We start from the raw sequence: 22198 nt of genomic DNA, 5'->3' as shown, positions 1-22198 counted from the left end.
GGTCAAATAAATTTCGGTCCGATCCCCTCTCACCCTGTAACCACGCTATTTCACAAAGTCTACAATCTCCCTTAAAGTACCCTCTGTATCCCGATAATGTCCGACATAAAGCCGCTGTGCGCATAGCATAGACTCTGACCGAATAAACGAAGTCTCCGGGACGGCGATACCACGTAGGTTTTTGCGTACGCACGCACGCGCCTCCTCGAACATGGCTTCCGTGACGCAGCTTGGCACTTGCATCTTTAAGGTGACATTATATTTGCCATCTCGCCCTTCGCTATGCCAAACAATTTCAGGCGGCATCAGCTTGAATTTATAAGCCAATCTTTCCTTCGTGATCCGCTTGATCTGGTTAACAACTTTTGCAATGACCCATCTCTCATCGAGTGGTTCCGGCTGGGAAGCGTAGTCCATATTAAAGACAGTGCTCGTTGCTTGTGTAATATACTGCAGCTCCGGAAGCTGTAATATTTGTACTGGCCCCGGTTTCAATTGGTATACCTCTGGATAAACCTTCCGATTATCATGAGTCACTAGCTCCGCCTGATTGGTCACCACACGAATCCCCCAAATTCATTAATGGAATATTTATCCTCATTATAGAACACTTGTTCCTATTAATCAACAAAAAAAAGAGACTAACACCACCGTCATTCCCTCGAATGATCTGGCAGGTTAGCCCCTCTGCTCTTATTTCTTCACATATTTACTTGCTTTCTCAATCGCTTCGTCCTCAGTCGTCGCTGTAATGTATCGCCCGTTGATGAAAACGAAAGCGAACCGCGAGCACGGGCCGCAGTAAGACTTGCACGCAACTTTAATCTCCGTGTCCGGCGCCATCTGTTCCAGCTTCGGCACCATTTTCTTCACGTTGATGTGTTTGCATTTGTCGCAGATGCGAATATCGTTAGCCATGATTCTCTCCCTAACCGTTTACAAATTAATGGTCGCCGTGATTGCCTTTGGTCGGGTTAGAAATCATGAAGCCTTCTTGTGGCACAAAGAAGTAGTCAATTCTGACGCCGTCCAGCAGTTCCACGCCCTTCTCCAAAATGACTGTAATGTCCTTGTCCGTCTCGACGACTTCGTCTTTCTCTGTAGGCTCGTCCATTTGCATGCCGTAGTGGGCATGGTCGCCGTGCGAATGCGTAATAAAAACGCGCAGCAATTTGCCTTCGTTCTCTGGCTTATCGATTTCTTCGCGAAGCGCCTTCGCGGCATTACGTGTAATTTTGCAATTCATTGTCCATTCATCTCCTTATAGTTGCTGCCGTTGGGAAGCCTACTCCCGGCACGATTCGTCTGACCCTGATCTCTCTATTGTAAAGAAACGCGGCGCATTGTTCAACCGCTATCGCCTTGTTATTTCAAATGCTCGCTATATTTGCGCTCCATATAACGGGTATACCACTCCGCCGCAATCATCGTCACCGCAATGTCGTCAATCGGCATGAACGGCATGACATCAGGCAGCACCCAATACAGAAACACAGGAACGACATAGAGAAGCTTGTCTATCAGCCGGACTTCCTTTGCACCGAGCAAACGGAAAATCCGGACAAACACCGCCCGCCAGTGGCGAAGCGAAAGCAGCTTGCGCATGTTGCAGCCCTCCTTCTACTTGCGCTCATTATAGCACAAGCTAGAGGGCTGCCTCCAACGCAGCGATCAGGAGCGGACGCACCTCGTCGTACAGACCTGGGAACGCACCAACAGGGAGCGGATTCACGCCATAGCCGACTTCAATCGTAAAGCCAGGCCTGCGGTATTGCAAAATGAACCAATCCTTATAACCGGCGTCACTGCCGGTCAGCTTGATCGGCTTATAGCCACTCGCTTTGCCAAGCTTATGCGCAATCGCTTCCGCTTCCGTAGGCTCGTAGCCGCGATAGTTCCAATAGATTTCCTGCCCCTGCGTATGCAGCGCCACAACGAGATCGAACTGCTGCTCCTGCGTCAGCGCATGGATCGCCTGCGCCTCCGGCTCCGACAAAGGCTTCTCGCCTGTATAATCACGCGGCCCTGGCCCCGGCACATCACGGCGCTCTTCTTCCTGCTCCCAGAAGGCCGGGAACTGATCGTTCAGATCAACGCCGCGCACATTCGCCTTCCATTTATGAAAACGCGGCGAGCCGTTATTCCACTGAAGCAGCTCGTTATAGTAAGGATGCTCTCGCGGAAGCCCCTCCTGCACGAGCTCTGCGCCATCGGGATTAACGAGCGGGACAGCCCATAACGATACGCGCCGGAGCAGCGTCCTCGCCTCGACGCCGCACAGCTTCTCGCCTGCAGCCGCAGCCTTCGCCATATCCTCGATGAACGTCATAAGCAGCGGCGCCGTAATCCATTCATTCGCATGCATGCCTGCATTCATATGCACCTTCACCGGCCCGTCCCCGAGACGAAGCGCAGCAATCGGCTTGCCCATCACACTATGGCCTATTGTATAGCTCTGCAAGAAAGGGTAAGCCTCGAGGAGCGATTCGATGTTATTCATCAGCTCCCGCTGGCCATATTCTGCCCTAGCATCGACAATCCGGGAGCTGCCTGTATTTGGTATAGTGAGGAGCTGCCCTTCATGAAGCTGCTTCAGATCCAGCGGGCGGTTCGCCGCCTTCAGCGCATAAGTCGTCACTGCGAACCGGGCGGCAATACGCAGCAGCGTATCACCTGACTGTACCCGATACGTAAAATAATGCTGAGCCGGTACTTGCAGCAGCAGCCCCGGCACTAACGGTTCATCCGCCGCAATGCCGGGGTTCGCCGCCAGCAGAGAAGCGGCATTCACATTATAAGTGCGGGCAATGCGCAGCACTGTGTCACCCTTTTGAACAATATAGGGAAGCATGTGATCACCCTTTCTAGTCACATGCTTATGCCGCGTGTGCTCGTAGCATGACACTCCTATTCACGCAAAAGAGCCGCCGCTCTCATCCGGGGGACAAGAACGACGGCTTTCTTCTCGGGCTTACGCTCGCGTTAAACGTTATACGATCTTCGGCACCTGCCAGACGACAGGTGTAAGCTCGATCTGCTCTCCCAGCCATTCCTGGGCGATCATTCGAAACATCCGAGGATCTCCGCTGCAGAAGAATTGATGTACAGGCAGCTCTCCATCTCTCGTCAATCGGTTGCGATCATGCAATATCGTGCTGATCTCTCTGGCTGTCTCATCCGCCGAGCTGATGAGCGCGACATCCTTGCCCATCACACTTGCGATCGTCTCCGAGAGAAACGGATAATGCGTACAACCGAGAATAAGCGTGTCAATAGCGCGCTCCTTCAGCGGCTGCAAGGAAGATTCCACGACATCGTACGTTTCCTTGGAACGGAAATTGCCTTGCTCGACGAGCGGTACGAACCGCGGACATGCGAGGCTAAACACTTGTGTGGAAGGGGATAATTGCTTGAGCGCTTGCTCGTAAGCGCCGCTTCGAACCGTTCCATCCGTGCCGATGACGCCGACGAACCCCGTCTGTGTCCGGCTGTTCGCCGCGCGGGCACCTGGATGAATGACGCCGACGACCGGAATGGCAACGCGGGAGCGAATATCCTCGAGCGCGACGGCTGTAGCTGTATTGCAGGCAATGACTATCATTTTGGGACGGTATTGGATCAAATACTCAACGATTTGCCTTGTAAACCGAGTCACTTCTTCAGCGGGCCGTGGACCGTACGGAGTACGTGCAGTATCGCCGAAATAGATGATTTTTTCCCGGGGAAGCTGGCGCATAACTTCCTTGACGACTGTTAAACCGCCTACGCCAGAATCCAAAATTGCGATCGGTTGTTGCACAGACACACCGCTTTCTTGAACGTTTTGGCAGGACTTCAATAGAATATGAATACTCTTCAGAAAAGGTACCTAGATCTTAGCGCAAAATAGGACAAGGTTCAACAACGCCGCTTCAAGGCAGGAGCGGATTCTCGCTCACGACTTCCACCAAAAATAAAAAACCGCCCTAGCCGGCAGTACTGCAGGAGGCAGCACGGCAAGCTCGGACGGTTTTTAAGTTCATCGCTTATTTGTAAGCTGGCAGCCAGTCGCCATGCGCTTCGATCAAGTCGTCACACATTGCTTTGATATCGTCCATCGACAGCTCAGCGCCTGTGTGAGGATCAAGCATCGCAGCATGATAGATATGCTCGCGCTTGCCAGTAATTGCCGCTTCGATAGTCAGCAGCTGCGTATTGATGTTCGTACGGTTCAGCGCAGCACATTGCGGCGGCAGATCACCTACGAATGTCGGCGTTACGCCGCTGCGGTCAACGAGGCAGGACACCTCAACGCAAGCTTCTTTCGGAAGATTCGTGATCAGGCCGGTATTCATCACATTGCCGCCGATTTTGAATGGAACGTTCGTTTCAATCGCTTCGAAAATATACGATGCATACTCATGCGTACGTTTATGCTGCAGCTCTGGATTGCTGACCAGTTCTTCCTTCAGCTTCTTCCAGTTGCCGATTTGCTCGATGCAGCGGCGCGGATATTCATCCAGCGGAATGTTGAAGCGCTCGATCAGCTCCGGATAGTTGCGTTTGATGAAGTACGGGTGGTACTCGGCATTATGCTCAGACGATTCTGTAATGTAGTAGCCGAAGTTCAGCATCATCTCGTAACGGACCATATCATGGTGCTTTTCTTTCTGCTTCTCACGCGCACGGCGTTTGATTTCTGGGTACAAGTCCACGCCTGAAGCATCGTTAACTTCAAGCAGCCACGCCATATGGTTGATACCGGCGATTTTGGATTGAACGCCCGTCTTATCCATACCGAGGTCTCTGAACAGATCAGATACGCATGCTTGAACGCTGTGGCAAAGGCCGACAGTTTGGATGCCGCCGTACGTATTCATGACGTTCGTCAGAACCGCCATCGGGTTCGTATAGTTCAGGAACAGGGCCTCTGGACAAACCTCTTGCATATCTTTGGCAAAATCAAGCATGACCGGAATGGTGCGCAGGTTACGGAAAATACCGCCGATACCAACCGTATCTGCAATTGTTTGGCGAAGGCCATACTTCTTCGGAATTTCAAAGTCCGTAATCGTACAAGGGTCGTATCCGCCAACTTGGATGGCGTTGACTACATATTTGGCACCGCGAAGCGCTTCTTTACGGTCAGAATACGCCTTGATCGTCGATGTGCTGCCGCATGTGTTCTTAATATGATTGAGCATGCTCGCGGAATCGGCGAGCCGCTCTGGGTTAATATCGAACAGAGCAATCTCAAACCCTTGAAGGGCAGGTGTATGTAATACATCCCCCAGTACATTCTTCGCAAAAACTGTGCTTCCTGCACCAATAAACGTAATTTTCGGCATGATGTGCCTCCCCAAATAATGTTCATAAATGTAAGCGGATTAATGTCTTCCTCTATTCCTAACTATACGGCATGAATGAACGGTTTGAGTAGGATATAATGCGTGTTTTATATGTACATTTGTAGTTTTTTAAACTACACTACTTGTAGCAAAATGTTGTTGAAAGTGAGGCCTCCCCTGCTATGGGCAAAATCAATGCACGTACGTCCGACCACTTCAAGTTTTCCGTCGTCAACAATACGCAGCCTGCTCAGGGCGAGTTGTCGGTTATGTTTGCAGGCGAAGGCAAGCCGATGCCTGGACTCACGAACGGTCCCGCCGTACATAACTATTATCTGGTTCACACGGTTGTTTCGGGCCGCGGCATGTTCGAGATCAGCGGACAGCGTTTTATATGTGCAAAGGGAGATATATTCGTTATTTTTCCGGACGAGCTGTTTACCTATATCCCTGACGAGGCCGACCCTTGGCATTATATGTGGGTCGCCTTCAAAGGCCATATCTCTGAGCATTTGCTGCTGAGCCTAGGCATTACAGTAGCGAATCCAATCGTTCACGCAGAGGACATCCGTTCGCTTGTATCGCTGTACCGCAAGATCCGCAGCACGTTTGAACAGACCCCTTTTCCCGAGCTTGCAGATTTGGAGGCTGAAGGTCTGCTTCGTGTTTTTCTGAAGGAGCTCGGGCAGCATAACGCCGGCAAGCTTGCGTTCAACACGCTTGCGATCATCCCGGATATTGAACGGCAAATCAAGCAAGCCGTGCGCTGGCTTTCATACCAATATGCACAGCAAATTTCCATTGAAGATCTCGCTCGCAGCCTCGGCTACCACCGGACACACTTATCCAAAATGTTCAAGCAGGTGACAGGCATTTCCCCGATGCAATTTCTGCTGAAGGTGCGGATGGAGCGGGCCAAAGAGCTGTTAAATGGTGAGATTCATCTGTCCATCGACCAAGTCGCTTCCTCTGTTGGCTACTCGGACGCGCTCTACTTCTCCAAGCAATTCCGCAAAACATTCGGCCTCTCGCCTTCCGAATATCGGCAGCAGGTACGCAGCCAATAAGTCCCGCTCTGCTTTTCTATTGAACATGGGCAGAATAAAAGCAGCTAACTCCCATCAGAGGCTCTTGACAGGAGAGCTGTTCTTTTTTATTATTTAGTTAAATTGTTTAACTATTAAATAGTGAAACTATTATTGGCGAAAGGAGTGTCGTCTAATGACCAGCAGCTATGCCGAACGGTTCCAGAAAGCAATCACGACAACGAACCGGAAGATCGGCGCAATGGTAAGCCACAGCTTGAACGGCTTGACGGGTCCGCAGTGCTACTTATTGAAGCTAATTGCCGACGAGAAGCGCGCTACTGCCTCAATCCTTGCCGATCAGATGGAAGTGAAGCCAAGCGCGATCACGGTTATGCTCGACCGGCTTGTTCAGAACGGCTTCGTCTCGCGCATGCCGGATGCGAATGACCGCAGAGTCACGCTTCTACAGCTGACGGACAAAGGAACAGAAGCGCTCGCGAAGATGCGAACGAATTATACGAGCGTTCTCGACCAGCTTCTTCAACAGCTTGGCGAGAATGAAATCGAACGCTTCGTGCAATCCTTTGAGTATATCGCTGCCGCAGCTGTGAAGTTAAACGACCACATCAGTCAGAATCCATACAAGGGGTGATTTCGATGACAGAACAATCTGCTGTTGCTTCATCTCAGGAAGTACAGCAATCTCAAGCAGCATTCAAGCATCGCGGCATGCTCATCACAGGTTTAATCATTGCAATGCTGTTCGCCGCGCTTGACAACACCATTGTCGGTACGGCCATGCCAAAAATTATCGGCGAGCTCGGCGGACTTAGCCTGCTGACTTGGGTAACGACAGCTTACATGCTTACCTCGACAACCGTCGTTCCGATTGCAGGCAAGCTTGCCGATATGTTTGGGCGCAAGCTCATTTATGTAACGGGCATTATTATTTTTATCATCGGCTCTGCGCTTTGCGGTATTTCCACTTCAATGGAACAGCTAATCATTTACCGCGGCATTCAAGGAATCGGCGGCGGCGTCATGATGCCAATGGCGATGATTATTATCGGAGACTTGTTCACCGGAAAGCAGCGCGCGAAGTGGCAAGGAATATTCGGCGGCATCTTCGGTCTCTCTTCCGTTATCGGTCCACAAATCGGCGGATTCATCGTCGACAACTGGACATGGAACTGGGTGTTCTACATTAACTTGCCTGTCGGCATAATCGCCCTCGTCTTTATTATCCGGGGCCTTCCTAAGCATCGTGCGGTCGGCAAACCTAAGATTGACTATGCTGGTATCGTTACGATGATCGTCGGTGTCGTCAGCTTACTGCTTGCATTATCTTTCGGCGGCAAAGATTATGCTTGGGATTCCTGGCAGATTATCGGCTTGTTCGTCCTGGCAATCGTTTCTTTATTCGCGTTCGTCCGGATTGAGAGCCGAACAAGCGAACCGATCTTGCCCGTCCATTTGTTTAAGAATCGAATCTTCTCGACCGTTAACGGCGTCGGCTTCTTCCTCAGCCTTGGCATGTTCGGCGCTGTAGTATTCGTTCCGCTGTTCATGCAAGGCATTATGGGCACAAGCGCTACCGCATCAGGCACCGTCATGATGCCGATGATGATCGCGCTTATCCTTGCAAGTATTATCGGCGGTCAAATCGTTTATAAGATTGGACCCCGTCGCCAGATGGTGATTGGCATGCTCATCGCAGCAGTCAGCTTCTACTTGCTTTCAACAATGAGCGAGAACACAACGCGGCTTGGCGCTTCTTCCTACATGGTTATTATGGGCTTTGGTATTGGCCTCGTTATGCCGTTGCTGACTCTGGTGCTGCAGGAGAGCTTCAAACGCGAAGAGCTTGGCGTCGTTACATCCTCCGCCCAATTCTTCCGCTCCATCGGCGGTACGTTCGGCATTACGATCCTTGGCGCCATTATGAACCATGTGTCAGGCAGCGAGCTTGATACGAAGCTGACGCCGATTATTACGAAGATGCCGGACCAAATGGCAGATTTCAAAACAAAAATTCTCGATCTGATTCATACCGATCCGCATGGCTTATACAATACACTGCTTAATCCGGATGCGCTTAAGCAGCTGCCGAAGGAAGCAATCGAGACGATGGTTCCCGTGCTGAAATCAACCCTCGTTGACTCCTTGCACAGCGTCTTCTTATATGCGCTCGTGTTCATCGTTGTAGGTGCCCTGCTGGCGCTCCTGATTGGCAAAGTAAAGCTGACGCAGCGCTCCAAAGAAGAGAAGAAGGAAGCAGCCGCGCAGACGGCTAGTTCGCATTAATTTCATTAAGAAGGCTTCGCCGCTGAGCGGTGGGGCTTTTTTTTGTGTGTGAGATAAAATGTGAAAATAAGTCAATCATTATTATGCTGAGGCAGCATGACATTTCAGGCTGATGTTCCGAGCTTAGTGAGAACGAATTCGTTCCATCCTTTATACCAAATGAGACATTAAAAATGGCTTCGCCGCTACTGAAGCGGCGAAGCCATTTTTGCTGCTTTTGAACCAATCAATTAGCCGATTGTTTGCAGTTCTTCGATACGTTCGGACACGATTTCTTCTGCTTTGTCTTGCACGGATTCAGCTGCTTCTTGCACTAGCTCGCCTGCGTCTTCTACAGCGTCGACTACACCAAGGTCGTCGCTGCCGGAACGCCAGCTGCGTACGTTGTCGATCAATTGACTTGCTGTATCTTTCGCTTTCGAAGCTGCCGTCGTAACTCCGTCGCCTACTTGCTTCGCAATCTTCGTTGTGCTCTCGCCTACTTGGGAAGCGATGCGTACTGTATGCTCAGATACCACCTGCGTGCCGTCAGCGATGTCCTTACGCAGCTCGCGTCCAGGCTTTGGTGCAAACAGCAGTGCTGTTACGGAACCGATTACGCCGCCTGCAATCGCGCCATATACGAAACTTTTTGCTCCACTTTTTTTTGCCATTTGAATACGCTCCTTTGTGTTAGATAGTAGTATCCTGCCCTAGGTCATGACCTGAGCATGCAGAGGCGCGGTTATCTTTTCGCTTCGTTTGCCATAATTGCCACACCGCGTAACCAACCTCTGCCCAGTCCATTGCATCCGTAATTTGGTGCCTCAGCTTATCGCCGGATTTCGCAGCATGCCGCTCCACCGTGTCATTCAACTCAGCGGTTAGCCGGCTCACGGTCAAGGACAGCTGGCTGGCCGAATCGCCAATGCGGCGCGTCGCATCCGTAAGCCGGGACACACCTTCCAGCTGCTTCTGCACATTACGCATCGTCGCTGTCATCGGATCAAGCAGCTCGCACACTTGCTCTTTGGCAACAGCCGCATGGCGTTCCATCGCCTCAGCCGCCATAAGCAGCTTCGCCAGCTTCCGGTCCGCCGAGCGCAGCCAGAGTAAAATGCCTGCGACAAGCGCAACGAACGCCGCCACCGCAATCGCCTCAAGCCAAATCGTCTCCATCGTGGCACCTCCTTCACGTAAGCCCCCAGGGCAAATGCCCATTTTCTTACTGACATAATACCCAGTATGGGCTTGGCTTGACACTCCGATTGCGAAAAATAAATAGGCTAATGCCCTTATGGCACTAGCCCACTCCAAATATCGCTGACCTTGAGGAACACCAAGGACAGTCTATCTGCCACCCCACAAGGGGCTGATCTTTCGGTATTGTCCTTCGGTTTGCTTTGGTGGAAAACCAAAGCGGAGCGGTCTGCGGAGCGATATTGGTTTTTCCCCTAAGCAAAAAGGACTGTCCTAAAGGACAGCCCCCACCTTACCAATCCGATAGCTACACTTGCCGCCGCCTTTGGCCAAGCACTCCGTCCGTTCCACGTCTGTGCCGAGCAGCTGCTGGAACAAGGCCAGCTCGCAGCCGCAAGCTTGCTGATAACGGTTTGCCACCTGGGCAATCGGACAGTTGTACTCGTGCAGCACAATGCCGCCTTCATTCGTCTCGACCTGCACCATGTAGCCGCCGTCGTTCTGAATCACCGCAAGCTCCGTTACTTTCTGCTCCAGTGTCTTGCCTTCCATCCGGTGCGCGTACCGGTCAATGAGCTTCCGTTTACGGCCTTCAAACAACCGGTCAACGATAAGTGCCGTCTCCGGATCGTCCTCCAGTTCTTCCAGAAAATCAAGTGCAAGTACGTGGTAGTTCTTCGGGAACAAGAGCTCGGCTTGCTCAGTCAGACTGAACATATGCGTCGGTCTGCCCATTGCCTGACGGACAACGGTCGGCGTTATGAGTCCGTCACGCTCGAGCGTACTCAAATGGCGCCGCACGGCCATTTCCGTAATTTGCAGCTGCTTGGCTAGCTCGCCTGCATTCATTTGCCCGTTCGTCTTCAGCAAGAAAAGCACAGTCTGCCGTGTCGAGCCTTCCTGCCGGAATGCCTGCTCCTTCTGCGAAAACGGCGTCCCATCCTGTTCCATTCCAATCACCACCTTAATCGTTCCAAACCCTATCGCAAATGTAACGCATTTTCACCGTTTCGTAAATCGACAAGAGCATAGGTTCTGACTACTCCCCCAGCTCCTGCACCAAATACGACTCCACCGCCGCTTTGAACTCCGTCAGCGTATTAGGCAGCTCAGCCGCTAGCGGATGCCACTCGCCTCTTGTCCACTCGAAATAATCCTGTACGAGCGGCTTGCGCAAGCGAACCAGCTCAAGCAAGGTCTCCTGCAGCTCCGCCGGGAATACGCCCTCGCCAGCAATGATCGTAATAATATCCTCGTAGCTGCTCGCATCCCGCATAATGAAGCCGTCAATCAGGTAGCTGCCGATATCGGTAACCGCCTCGATTGCCAGATGGAGCGCCCGCTCCTGGGCAAGCCCTTGCAGCAAGCTGCCATCCCAGCTTTGCTGCAGCAATTCCAGTGCTGCAACAACTTCTGGTATGACATGCAAGCGCACATTCAACTGTTCACGATTCACATAGTACATCCTGCTAAATCTCCTGTTCTGCTTATGACCGTTTCGTTTTATTTTTACGTGCTTTGCGCTTAAGCCACAAGACCATCACGATCGCACTAATAATAACGACCATCAGATAAGTCATCATTTCAAATACGTCACCCATTGTTTAAGCCGTCCTTTACTACGATTCGAAGTCTACGCTCGCAGAAGCTTCACGAACTTCAGTCATATGCGCGATAACCTCTTTATGTACAGGGTGTACCTGGTAAGCCGCGAGTGTTTCCATCGATTCAAATTTTGTAATGAGAGCAATATGGTACGAACGCTCTGAATGCAGCACGTCAGTGCCTACTTCGATCGAGAGCAGCTCATCAATCTTGCCTTCCATATTCTTCAGCACTTGAACGGTGCGTGCAACGCTCTCCGGGCTGCCATCCTTTAACTTGAACAATACGATATGCGTAATCATAATGCGAACCGCTCCCTCGTCAATGTAGTGGATTGAGAAACATCCTTTTGTCACATAATAACTCAAGGTGCCGTCATTCGGCAATCTTCCAGCAAAGGTGTGTGCAGAGTATGCGATATCCGGTTACTATTGTAGCCTCGCTGATCGGCTTCCTGTTATGCCTCTATAACTCCACAGGATACGATCCGCATAATTTCGTCTTCTTCATGTTCAGCGTGCCTGCCTGGTTCGCGGACATGATTATGGACATTCATAATGTGAATGTCTATTTCATGTACGTCCTGACGATTGCCAGTTACGCTCTTCTTGGTTATATCTGTGACTGGACAATTGCCCGAACAAAAGGAAAACGCCGTTCATACGACTAGCAGGTGAGCCTGCAAAAAAAGGAGCCGCAATTTGGGCTCCTTTTACTCTTTATTCAACTATCAGAACGGCTTTCATATCCGCATGACCTGTTCCGCACATAACGGCACAGTGCATCTCATACTTGCCTGGCTTATCGAACGTAACTTCTTGCTCCATCTTGTCGCCTTGAAGATCAATACCGAGATCCGGAATTGCCAGGCCGTGAACGCCGCTCTTGTTGATGAGCTTCAGCTTCACTTTATCGCCTGTCTTTACTTTGTATTCTTTTTGGTCAAATACGAAGTCTGAGGATGCTTCTACCTTCATGAGAGTAACGCCTGGCGGCAAAGATGCTGCCTCGTCTACCGGCTTGCCCGGAAGCTCTGTCGTCAGCAAAACAACGCCTAAAATCGAAGCTGCTGCGAAAACGATGAACATAATCCACTTATGCATTGCTTCTTGCTCCCCTTTTCATCAAATGTCTACTCCTTATATTACATAAGATCGTCCGTTCTTCTCAACCTTAAACTGTGTCAACAAATAAACTTTTTTCACCTTTTTGACAAAACGATGAACGCCCTACTTCGTCAAATATGTCCGAAGCAGACGCTCAGCCTCCGCTTTCACAAACGTCCACGGCATTGAAAAGTGATGCTGATAGCCCATGCAGCTGTATGACGCCGTCAGCCCCTCTGTCGTGCGCTTCTCCTGATACAGGTGGATGCTGCACGCTCGAAACTGTCTGCGTATCGACGCCAACTCCAGCAGCACTCGATCCTGAAGACCACGCATCATCGACTCGTACAGACGCGGCAGCTTCGTTGCCGTTGCTCCCACGATACGAATGTCATGATCAAGAATTTGACTTACGACGCCAAGCAGCACATATCGCTTCACAAGCTCCAGTTCCTTGCCGATTTGAACGGGCGGCGATGCTTGATTCATCTCCACAGCCAATGTAACCCCTCCAAGCCCCTAAACAATAAGAACATTTGTTCTCATTATAGCAGTGCCGGCTTCGAGATGCAAGCAGCTGCCAAGGCGCACATATGGAGGACAAGAAAAACGGCCATCCTAAAAAGGATGACCTCAAATGAAGAGAGCTATACGTTCATTTACTCTTATCTTTCAATACCTCAATAATCTGTCTAAGACGATCCGGCAGAGGAATACCGATGCGACCTAAGTTCTCCGTAATAGAGATAAGCTCGTTCGCTAAATAAAAATAAATGGCTCCGCCCATTGCAATATTATTAAGCTCAAGCATAATGTCGATCCGGTGGGCAAGCAAAATAACGAGCAGCATAATGCCTTTCTTCGCTAATCCCCATGAACCAGCCTCGCTGTTTAATCCCTTCTCCTTAACCGCGGCTGTAACGCCGGTAGCGTAATCTACGCCCATTGCCACAATGAGTAATGTCAATGATTCCGGCCACATACCAAAGGAGAACGTGAGCAGCGACCCGAGCACAGCGGTAATACTGCAAACGATGGTGTGTGGCACGATCGTTACCTCCCTTCCTGATGCAATTGCTATACATCATATGCGGGAGAAATGCAGGTTGTCCCTTCACATGTACAAGATCGTACAAGATAGGCTTACTTCGCGTTGAACCGGAAAACCGAGCTAAAGTAATCGCCGTGCGGCAGCGGCTTCACGACGCCGGCATGCATCAGCTCATCGCCGCCGACAACTTCGCCTGTGCCAACCCACTCATAGCGCAGATCGCTGCTAAGTCCCTTCAGCTTCAAGCGGCTAAGCGGCGGATTGGGCTCGCTCAGCACGGTAACGTGTACGACGAGTGCCTCGCGCTGATCCTTGGAGACGAACATCCATGCCGTTTCATTGCCTTCGAACGGGCTGAGCAGCCGGTAGAATGTGCCATACTGCACAAGCTCGCGTACTTCTTTCACAAGCGCTACCTGGCGCATCACTTCTTCTTTCTCGGCTTCGCTGAATACCGTCAAGTCCAGCTCATAGCCGAAGTTGCCGGACATCGCGACATCGCCGCGTGTCTTAAGCGGCGTATTGCGTCCAACCTGGTGATTCGGCACGGCGGATACATGCGCGCCCATCGTGCTAATCGGATAGACGATGCTCGTGCCGTACTGGATACGCAGCCGACTAACCGCATCGGAGTTGTCGCTCGTCCACGTCTGCGGCATGTAGTAGAGCATGCCAGGGTCGAATCGGCCTCCGCCGCCTGAGCAGCTCTCAAACAACACATGCGGGAACGCAGACGTAATCTGCTCCAGCACATGATAGAGGCCAATCATGTAGCGGTGCGCCGTTTCCCGCTGCCGTTCCGGTGGCAATAAAGCCGAGCCGATCTCCGACATGTTGCGGTTCATGTCCCACTTTACATACGTAATCGGCGCGCTGCGCAGCACTGCGCTCACAGCTTCGATGATATAGTTCTGCACATCCGCACGGGAGAGATCGAGAATGAGCTGCTTCCTGCCTTCCGAACGGCGGCGATCAGGCACGTGCAAGCACCAGTCCGGATTCGCGCGATACAGATCGCTGTCCGGCGACACCATCTCCGGCTCGAACCATAAGCCGAACTCCAGCCCGTGGCTGCGCACCCGCTCCGCCAAATCTTCAAGGCCGCGAGGCAGCTTCTTCGCGTCGACGACCCAATCGCCTAGCGAGCAGTTGTCGCTGTCTCGGCGGCCGAACCAGCCGTCGTCAAGCACGAACATCTCAATGCCGAGCTCGCTGGCAGTTGCAGCAATCGCTTCAATTTTGTCCGCGTTGAAGTTAAAGTACGTCGCTTCCCAGTTGTTTACGAGAATCGGCCGAACCGCATCGCGGAAGGCGCCGCGGCACAGGCGTGTCCGGTACAGCTCATGGAATGTCTGCGACATCGTGCCGAGACCGCTGCCCGAGAAGACCATAACCGCTTCCGGCGTCTGGAACGACTCGCCTGCTTCAAGGCGCCACGAGAAGTCGAACGGATTGATGCCTATAAACGCGCGTGAAGTGTGGAACTGATCCACTTCAACACCAGCCGAGAAGCTGCCGCTGTAAACGAGACTGAAGCCGTACACATCGCCGTAATCCTCCGTTGAGCCTTCGGACAATAGCGCAAAGAACGGATTATTCATATGGCTGCTGGAGCCGCGCCGGCTCTCAATTGCCTGCAAGCCCGGCGTCAACGGACGCTTATGGACATATCGCTCGCGTACCCACGCACCGGACAGCTGCAGCATATCGAAGCGGTCATGCGGCAGATCCACGCTTGCGGTGAGCGCGCGCGTCAGCTGCATAACGCCAGTGCTGTCGTTCTTAATGCGCGCAGAACGAATGACCGCATCGTAAGCTTCAAATATCGTATAGGACAGCTCGACCGTAAGGCTGGCAAGCTTGTCCGCCAATGTAATAATAAGCGTCTGCGCCTCGGAATCCTGTTCCGTATAAACGGCTGGCAGCCCCTCCAGCTCAGGCTTCCCTTGCATGATCGTATGCGATTCGTAGAGCAACTCCGTTACTGTCGTACCATTCGGTAGCTGAACCGCATATGCCGGTGAACGCAGGTCGCCAGAGCCGTAGCCCGGATATTCCTGCGGCAATGTATCCAGGGAGATCGTCCGGTCCTCCGGAATCGGAGTCGGACAGAAAGAAGCGCGTTCGATGCGCTGCAGCAAACGCGCTGGATTAGGCTCGCTAATTTGGCGACCCCAATACAAGTGAGCTGGATAGCCATGCAGCACTTGAAAAATATAACTCATGTTTCGTGTTTGCAGATGGAACATACCGCTTTCGGCATTGAATGTAATTGACATCCTTAATGTATCCTCCTTATGGACAAAACGACTCTATTTGAAGCGCGCTAAAAACCGCTCAAATTCACTTGTCGTCTCCAAGTATAGGGGGATTCTAATTCGATCAATATGGATGCATGACGCCATCATATGGAGAAATGTAGGCTCTGCAATGTAATGTAGCACCACTACTGCATTTCGAACACGCCCGCTCTCCGGATACTAAACGATATTTCCACTTGCAGATCCTCCTCGCCTGGAAGCCAGTCGCCGCTGCGCGCGAATTTCTTCCACTGCCCCAAATGATACCTGTACATCACTTCTTCCAAGTTAAATAAATCCGCATGCTTACGGATGCCCGAGGTATAGGCGAGCTTAATTTCGTCCTTTATGAGCTGGCGCGCCTTGCTTTCAATTTCTCCTACCATCATCGATCCGCTGATTTCGGTCAAGTCGCCGTATGCCTTCACATGCAGCACAAACTTCGGCCCTCCCTTAGCCTGTTTCAATACCTTCTTTTTCACCTTCGCGTACGTGATCCCGACGACAGCCACATCCTTATTCTCGCCTGCTTGCACCGTGTATTGTGCGCGGTAGAGCGGGTTTTTCGCAAAACGCACGCCGACCACCTGCTTCAACGGCAAATAGACCGGCTTGCGCTTTAGCTTGAAGGCAAATACGCCATCCAGCTCCTGCACAGTAATCGGCCGCTTATTCTCGTGCCACACTTTGCTCGAGACCCCAACGCTTGGCAGCAGCGCGGTAACGGCCTTCTCATTGAAGGCTGCGACGAATTTCTGCATCGTCATAGGAGGCACGCTGCTGCTCTGCTGCTCGAGCGTAAGCGGGTTGTAGATATAGCTGTATATTTGCGACAGTTCGAAGAAGGCGCTTGCCGTGAAGATATCGCTCAGTTCACTGCGCGTTCCATAGATCCATGAAGTGTACCTGGTCACACGTACCCGGTTAACTGCATCGAGAATTTGAGCCATTTTTTCCATAGCAGGCTCTCTCACAATGACAACGTTCAGTTGGTCAAAATTAAGCGTGCTCTGCGTCGTCACCGCAATTTGCTTGTTAGCCTCGCTAATGCTTTTGCCGTGTCCGATGCCGATCCAGACAGAAGGTTTCTGCGATTTGGGGCTTTCCGTCTTCGCGATCGCGGAGAAGTCCATTAATTGAACTGTAACGACATATTGCCCTTTCTTATAGTCGATGCCCATCGCCTTCACGAACGCTTGTGCGCTGAGATCGCTTGTATCCATTCGCCCTTTGCAGCCGACTAAGACGCTTGGCAGTACTAGCGTCAGAAGCAGCAATAGTAATAGCGAGCGTCTGTAAGCCATCATGGTAGGTTCCGTTTCACTCGGTATTTCCACGGCAGCTGCCATACCGCGGTAATCATCTTTTTGAACTCAAATGGAGCTAGCGGCTTCATGAAAGGCATGCCGAACGACTCCAGTGTGCAGAAGTACAGCATGACGGAGAATAGGGAGATAAAGAAGCCGAACAGCCCAAGGAATGAGGCGGCGATCATCATATAGAACCGAATGACGGTAACGGAGCCATTGAGGGACTGGTTCACGAGCGTAAAAGTAGACACAGCCGTCACAGCCGTAATAACCAGCATCGTTGGCGATGTTAACCCCGCGCGGATGGCTGCATCGCCTACAATCAAACCGCCGACCACGGTTACCGTCTGACCGACTGCACGAGGCAAGCGCACGCCGGCTTCGCGGAAGATCTCAAACATAATCATCATGAGAATCAGCTCCATCTGCGGACTGAACGGCAGCCCAATTCTGGACATCGTCACTGTCGCAAGCAGAGCAAACGGAATCTGGTCATTATTGAAAGCAAGCAAACCAAGCCAGAAGCCCGGAAGAATACCGGACAACAAGAAACTAATCAGGCGAAGCGTCCGTTCAAAGATGACAAAATAGAACGGCTGATAGGCATCCTCCGGGGATTTGACGAGCAGAGAGACATTGACTGGCGCGATTAAGGCGGCAGGCGAGCCGTCTACGAGAATGGCAAATCTGCCGTTCATGATGCATTGGATGACAGCATCTGGCCGGCCGATATAATCAATCAGCGGAACCAGAACAATCGATTTATCAGAGATGATTTCTTCAAGCTCTCCAGCCCCATGGAGCACCGCGATATTGATGCCGCGAATCCTGTGTCTTGCCTCCTCAAGCGTAGCCGGCGATATAATGCCATCCATAGAGAGCAAGCATAGCCTCGTCTGCGATTCCGTACCGATTGTAAACCATTCGGCATGCATTTTCGGTGAGCGCAGCCGCTTCCGGATCAGCGCCAAATTCGTATCAATTTCTTCTACGAACCCGTCACGGGGCCCCTTAATGGACAGCTCCAGCGTTGATTCTTCCGTCGTCCGCCCAGGCGGCTGCGCACAATCCATCGCGTAGAATTGCCCATCCTCCGGCTTCCACACAATGAGGTAGCCAGCGAACAGTTGATTGAATAGTTCTTTCCCTTCGCTGCCGGGATCTAAGCCTTGGATAAACGGACTTTGCTCCGGGTCGATGCGAACACCAAGACCGTCCGGCCGCAGCAAATTCTGCAATAACTGCGTGTCAACCATACTGCTGCAATACAGTACTGAGATGTGCTCGCGATCTGCTGTCCCTTCACGATCGTATGACAGCTTGTGAACTTCAACGTCACCACAATGCTGCACAGCATCAAGCACCCATTCAAAGGTTATTGGATGCTCCTGATGCTTCGGCGGATTTTTTTGGCTTCGAATTCTCATCCGCACCACCCTCCTTCGGAACGCCTTTAAATGATAACAGCCAAATCAGTGTTGTAACGCAGACTATGACACAGATCTCAACTACAAACGCGTATTGAATAATGGCTTCGGGAGCGCTCACCGATGCGAGAAGAAAGAGCGCAGCGATCATATAAACCAAACATATTCCGGCAACGAACATCCCTTTGGTGAGCGGCTTGCGAAGCTGAAGCAGCTCGATGGCGAGCACGATACCGAATGAGATTCGTACAAAAGCACCGGAGAGCCATTGATAGATGGCAAAAAAGTCCACGTGCTCGATATATTTGCCAATCGTTACGAGCCTCCACTGCGCAAACGCCGGATAGAGCAGCTTATCGGCCTCAGCTGGCCCAAACTCGGTGAGAGCCCCAATGGACGGACCGAGCATCAGCAGAGCGATGAAAGCAAGCTGGAGGGCGATTTGCCAGTGCTTGATGCGGCCACGCAAATGATGCTGGATAAATAAAAGTGCCGATAGCTCCATCATGCAGCTGATTGCATAGACTGTACCGTGCATAGGCGGCCCCAATCCGCCCTCGAGCATCGGAAGCAGCAGGCTATAGTTCTTGTAAGGCATGTTCGCACTCATAACGAAATCGCCCAGGATGACAACAGTGGGCAGCAGCAAACAGGACATATAAGCGATCGCCCTCAGCCCGCTATATGCCGCAAATCCGACGAGCGTCAACAAGCTGAACATGATGACGAGCAGCGGTGTATCCGGAAGATAAGTTGATGCTGACCAACTGACCGTTTCGACGAAGGTTTGAAAGCTCGAGTGCAGAAGAACGATAATAACTGGCAAAATAATAAGCCAAGCACCAAACGGAGATACCCTTGTACGTAGCCACTTCCGTATGTTGACTTGCTTCGTTCGTTTCATCGTCCCGGTGATGAAGATGATCGACCAGGGAAGGAGGATGGCAAAAGCAATAAGGCCGCACATCCACGAATCCCTGCCGCTCACCTCCAGCACCGTCGGAAGGACCAATACATGCGAGGACAGACCAACAGAGAGGGTTAGCATCATAAAGACCGGCCAGAACCCGAGCTCAAGCGATTTTCCATTCATCGAAGCTTATTGATCCCCCTTTCCATTTCGGCATAGTTTTACCAAAAAAGACATAAAAAAACCGGCCCCGTTCGAGCGATAAGCTCGAAGAGACCGGTTGAAACGGCTGCCGTTAGAGGACACAGCCTTTTTTGAGAATTAAATTCGCATACCGCTCCGTTTCGCTCGTTGCGATAATTGCATACGCATTGCGAGCCCGCTCGTAGAAGGCGAACCGCTCTACCATTTCGAACGGCGACTCCAAGCTTGCACGCTCCTGAATGATGCTACCATAAACGTCCCACACCGGCGTCGCAACGGTATCGCCAGGCACGACCTGCATAAGCGCAGCCGGCTTGTCGACATATTGATCGAGCGGCATCAGCTGGAGAATCGCTTCAAGCAGCGCCGGAATCTCATGCCCGTCACAGCGAATGAGCCGCTGTGCATGGCTTGCAGCCGGGAAGTTCGAGTCCGCAATGACGATTTCGTCACCGTGGCCCATCTCCATTAAGATTTTGAGCAAATCCGGTGACAGCACTTTAGGAATACCATTAAGCATCGTGGAAATCCTCCTGTTGAAACGAGCTAATTAATTATACAGCGGGCCGAAGTTCGTACATGCCCGGTAATCCGCACTCTCCGGATTGTCGGTGCCGAACAGGCTCCATGCGCGCGGACGGAAAATCTGTTCCGCAGGCACGTTATGCATATTCACTGGAATGCGCAGCATCGAAGCGAGCGTAATGAGATCTGCGCCGATATGGCCGTAGCTGATTGAGCCGTGGTTCGCGCCCCAGTTGTCCATGACATCATACACCGTACGGAATGCGCCGCTGCCTGTCAGCCTTGGTGCGAACCAGGTTGTCGGCCACGTTGGATCCGTCCGCTTGTCGAGCGTGTCATGCACATGCTCCGGCAAATCAACCGAATAGCCTTCGGCGATTTGGAGTACAGGGCCGATGCCCTTCACCAGGTTGATCCGCGACATCGTCATCGGCATGCCGCCGCGCGTAAGGTAATCCGAGGAATAGCCGCCGCCGCGGAAATACTCCAGGGAAGCCGGCCGCCACGATGTTGCATCTAGGCACTTCTGTGCTTCCTCTTCGCTAATGTCCCAGAACGGCTTCATAACTGGCTTGCCGTCTTGCTCCTGCTGTCCTGTTCCGTCAAGCGTTGCAGGCCCAGAGTTAATCAGGTGCAGAATGCCGTTCTCCGCATGGCCACTTAGACGATGGCCCGTTACGCGCTCCACGGAATCCGGGCTCCAGAACGTCCGCACATCCGCGAAGATTTGAGCTGTATTCGTCAGCAAATTACCAAATAGCATCACTGCGCCGTTCAAGCTGTCGTTCTCCGTCGCAACGATATATGGCGCGCGAATGCCGTTCCAATCGAAGGATGAGTTCAGCATCGCCTCTAAGAAGTCACCATTCGGAAAATGATCCGTCCACGCCCGCTGCCCCTGGAAACCGGAAGCGATCGCATTGCGGCCGAGCGCCTCTTCGCCGTAGCCCAGCTCGTCCAGACGCGGGTTTCCGATCATGAGGTCACGCGCGATAAGCGTCATTTTGACAACAGTCTCCCAATCCTTATCCTTCTGCTCGCGGGTCGATTGAAGCGCCGGAGGATTGTTGTCCGCTCCTTCGCTGCAATTCTCCTTCACCCACGACAGCGCACGCTCGTACTCAGCCGGATCGTAGATGCCTTGATCCATGCGGCGGACGAACTCCGACATATCGATGTAATCGGTACGCATGCCGAGGTACTCCTGGAAGAACGTGTCATTCACAATCGAACCGGCGATTCCCATGGACACGGAGCCCATTGATAGATACGACTTGCCTTTCATGAGTGCTACAACAAGACCCGCACGGGCAAAACCCAGCAATTTATCTCTTACATCGCTTGGAATCGTCGTGTCGCCGGTATCTTGTACTTCGTTGCCGTAGATGCCGAATGCCGGCAAGCCCTTCTGCGCATACCCGGACAATACTGCCGCCAAGTAAACCGCGCCCGGACGCTCTGTGCCGTTAAAACCCCATACCGCCTTCGGAATGGATAGGTCCATATCAATCGTTTCCGTACCGTAGCACCAGCAAGGCGTTACAGTGATGGATACGCCGACGCCTTCACGCGAGAACTTCTCACCGCATGCAGCTGCTTCAGCAACGCCGCCAATGCAAGTATCTGCGATCACGCATTCTACAGGCTCACCATTTGGATAGCGCAAATTCTCAGCAAACAGCCTTGCAACGGACTTCGCCATCTCCATCGTTTGCTCTTCAAGCGATTCACGGATGCCCTTGCGTCTGCCGTCAATTGCAGGTCGAATGCCAATCTTAGGGAAAGCGGATTGATAACGAGTGCTAATATCTGCCACGAACGAATCCCTCCAACGAATGAATGTGATAAAAAATGTTACCGATAACTCTAAAATAACAATGTAACCGCTTGCTGTCAATCCATCCGTTAGGTAATATAAATGC

At 51.8% G+C, this 22198-nt stretch carries 25 protein-coding genes; 4 read left to right on the top strand and 21 right to left on the bottom strand.

The genetic code is table 11. The features are described from left to right. Nucleotides 1-45: 45 nt before the first annotated feature. From BMY11_RS02095 to BMY11_RS02065, 7 genes are all read right to left on the bottom strand, one after another. The gene (locus BMY11_RS02095) at nt 46-561 is read right to left on the bottom strand and encodes a hypothetical protein (RefSeq protein WP_143069198.1); all 516 of its coding nucleotides are present in this window, start codon (nt 559-561) and stop codon (nt 46-48) included. A 132-nt stretch (nt 562-693) separates the two neighbouring features. Next, entirely contained in the window at nt 694-918 is a 225-nt protein-coding gene (locus BMY11_RS02090) for a YuzB family protein (protein WP_090572808.1), read from the bottom strand. Nucleotides 919-943: 25 nt separating this feature from the next. Beyond that, the gene (locus BMY11_RS02085; RefSeq protein WP_090572807.1) at nt 944-1246 is read right to left on the bottom strand and encodes a heme biosynthesis protein HemY; all 303 of its coding nucleotides are present in this window, start codon (nt 1244-1246) and stop codon (nt 944-946) included. A 119-nt stretch (nt 1247-1365) separates the two neighbouring features. After that, a complete protein-coding gene (locus BMY11_RS02080) occupies nt 1366-1605 on the bottom strand; it encodes a hypothetical protein (protein ID WP_090572806.1) in 240 nt (79 codons plus the stop codon). Between the two features lie 40 nt (nt 1606-1645). Then, complete coding sequence (locus tag BMY11_RS02075; RefSeq protein WP_090572805.1) at nt 1646-2851, bottom strand: M14 family metallopeptidase; 1206 nt, start codon at nt 2849-2851, stop codon at nt 1646-1648. A gap of 138 nt (nt 2852-2989) precedes the next feature. After that, nucleotides 2990-3799 carry a glutamate racemase gene (gene racE, locus BMY11_RS02070; RefSeq protein WP_090573491.1) on the bottom strand — a complete coding sequence of 270 codons (810 nt, stop codon included), beginning with the start codon at nt 3797-3799 and terminating at the stop codon, nt 2990-2992. 226 nt (nt 3800-4025) lie between these two features. Further along, entirely contained in the window at nt 4026-5327 is a 1302-nt protein-coding gene (locus BMY11_RS02065) for an alpha-glucosidase/alpha-galactosidase (protein ID WP_090572804.1), read from the bottom strand. Nucleotides 5328-5509: 182 nt separating this feature from the next. On the opposite strand from BMY11_RS02065, the gene BMY11_RS02060 reads away from it, so the two are divergent. The 3 genes from BMY11_RS02060 (at nt 5510) to BMY11_RS02050 (ending at nt 8659) form a co-directional block, all read left to right on the top strand. Continuing rightward, entirely contained in the window at nt 5510-6394 is an 885-nt protein-coding gene (locus tag BMY11_RS02060) for an AraC family transcriptional regulator (RefSeq protein WP_090572803.1), read from the top strand. 154 nt (nt 6395-6548) lie between these two features. Then, on the top strand, nt 6549-7007 hold the full coding sequence (locus tag BMY11_RS02055) for a MarR family winged helix-turn-helix transcriptional regulator (RefSeq protein ID WP_090572802.1): 459 nt from the start codon (nt 6549-6551) through the stop codon (nt 7005-7007). Nucleotides 7008-7084: 77 nt separating this feature from the next. Then, the gene (locus tag BMY11_RS02050; RefSeq protein WP_256217319.1) at nt 7085-8659 is read left to right on the top strand and encodes an MDR family MFS transporter; all 1575 of its coding nucleotides are present in this window, start codon (nt 7085-7087) and stop codon (nt 8657-8659) included. A gap of 230 nt (nt 8660-8889) precedes the next feature. On the opposite strand, the gene BMY11_RS02045 is transcribed toward BMY11_RS02050, so the two are convergent. The 5 genes from BMY11_RS02045 to BMY11_RS02025 all read right to left on the bottom strand — a co-directional run bounded on the left by BMY11_RS02045 (nt 8890) and on the right by BMY11_RS02025 (nt 11745). Next, a complete protein-coding gene (locus BMY11_RS02045; RefSeq protein ID WP_090572800.1) occupies nt 8890-9312 on the bottom strand; it encodes a YtxH domain-containing protein in 423 nt (140 codons plus the stop codon). Nucleotides 9313-9331: 19 nt separating this feature from the next. After that, nucleotides 9332-9817, bottom strand: coding sequence for a DUF948 domain-containing protein (locus BMY11_RS02040; RefSeq protein ID WP_090572799.1), 486 nt, complete (start codon nt 9815-9817; stop codon nt 9332-9334). Nucleotides 9818-10111: 294 nt separating this feature from the next. After that, nucleotides 10112-10789 carry a helix-turn-helix transcriptional regulator gene (locus BMY11_RS02035; RefSeq protein WP_090572798.1) on the bottom strand — a complete coding sequence of 226 codons (678 nt, stop codon included), beginning with the start codon at nt 10787-10789 and terminating at the stop codon, nt 10112-10114. A gap of 88 nt (nt 10790-10877) precedes the next feature. Beyond that, the gene (locus tag BMY11_RS02030; RefSeq protein WP_090572797.1) at nt 10878-11303 is read right to left on the bottom strand and encodes a DUF86 domain-containing protein; all 426 of its coding nucleotides are present in this window, start codon (nt 11301-11303) and stop codon (nt 10878-10880) included. Between the two features lie 154 nt (nt 11304-11457). After that, complete coding sequence (locus BMY11_RS02025) at nt 11458-11745, bottom strand: Dabb family protein (protein ID WP_090572796.1); 288 nt, start codon at nt 11743-11745, stop codon at nt 11458-11460. Nucleotides 11746-11855: 110 nt separating this feature from the next. On the opposite strand from BMY11_RS02025, the gene BMY11_RS02020 reads away from it, so the two are divergent. Beyond that, nucleotides 11856-12113 carry a hypothetical protein gene (locus BMY11_RS02020; protein WP_090572795.1) on the top strand — a complete coding sequence of 86 codons (258 nt, stop codon included), beginning with the start codon at nt 11856-11858 and terminating at the stop codon, nt 12111-12113. Between the two features lie 49 nt (nt 12114-12162). On the opposite strand, the gene BMY11_RS02015 is transcribed toward BMY11_RS02020, so the two are convergent. From BMY11_RS02015 to BMY11_RS01975, 9 genes are all read right to left on the bottom strand, one after another. Further along, a complete protein-coding gene (locus tag BMY11_RS02015; protein WP_090572794.1) occupies nt 12163-12546 on the bottom strand; it encodes a cupredoxin domain-containing protein in 384 nt (127 codons plus the stop codon). 126 nt (nt 12547-12672) lie between these two features. Further along, a complete protein-coding gene (locus tag BMY11_RS02010) occupies nt 12673-13044 on the bottom strand; it encodes a YhjD family protein (RefSeq protein WP_256217318.1) in 372 nt (123 codons plus the stop codon). Nucleotides 13045-13204: 160 nt separating this feature from the next. Then, nucleotides 13205-13597 carry a phage holin family protein gene (locus BMY11_RS02005; protein ID WP_090572793.1) on the bottom strand — a complete coding sequence of 131 codons (393 nt, stop codon included), beginning with the start codon at nt 13595-13597 and terminating at the stop codon, nt 13205-13207. A gap of 95 nt (nt 13598-13692) precedes the next feature. Next, a complete protein-coding gene (locus BMY11_RS02000) occupies nt 13693-15879 on the bottom strand; it encodes an alpha-galactosidase (RefSeq protein WP_090572792.1) in 2187 nt (728 codons plus the stop codon). Nucleotides 15880-16046: 167 nt separating this feature from the next. Continuing rightward, nucleotides 16047-17249 (bottom strand): Ger(x)C family spore germination protein, encoded by a 1203-nt coding sequence (locus BMY11_RS01995; protein ID WP_090572791.1) that lies wholly within the window; start codon nt 17247-17249, stop codon nt 16047-16049. Next, a complete protein-coding gene (locus tag BMY11_RS01990; protein WP_090572790.1) occupies nt 17204-18637 on the bottom strand; it encodes a spore germination protein in 1434 nt (477 codons plus the stop codon). The genes BMY11_RS01995 and BMY11_RS01990 overlap by 46 nt, the downstream gene beginning before the upstream one ends. Beyond that, on the bottom strand, nt 18579-19730 hold the full coding sequence (locus tag BMY11_RS01985) for a GerAB/ArcD/ProY family transporter (protein WP_090572789.1): 1152 nt from the start codon (nt 19728-19730) through the stop codon (nt 18579-18581). Before BMY11_RS01985 ends, BMY11_RS01990 begins: the two co-directional genes overlap by 59 nt. A gap of 112 nt (nt 19731-19842) precedes the next feature. Further along, nucleotides 19843-20271, bottom strand: coding sequence for an RbsD/FucU family protein (locus BMY11_RS01980; protein ID WP_090572788.1), 429 nt, complete (start codon nt 20269-20271; stop codon nt 19843-19845). A 30-nt stretch (nt 20272-20301) separates the two neighbouring features. Beyond that, nucleotides 20302-22092: an L-fucose isomerase gene (locus tag BMY11_RS01975; protein WP_256217263.1), complete on the bottom strand. Its 1791-nt coding sequence runs from the start codon at nt 22090-22092 to the stop codon at nt 20302-20304. Nucleotides 22093-22198: the final 106 nt, after the last annotated feature.

The sequence above is a fragment of the Paenibacillus sp. OV219 genome, assembly GCF_900110075.1.
Classification (GTDB): domain Bacteria; phylum Bacillota; class Bacilli; order Paenibacillales; family Paenibacillaceae; genus Paenibacillus_Z.
This window is presented reverse-complemented; position numbering and strand designations above follow the sequence as displayed.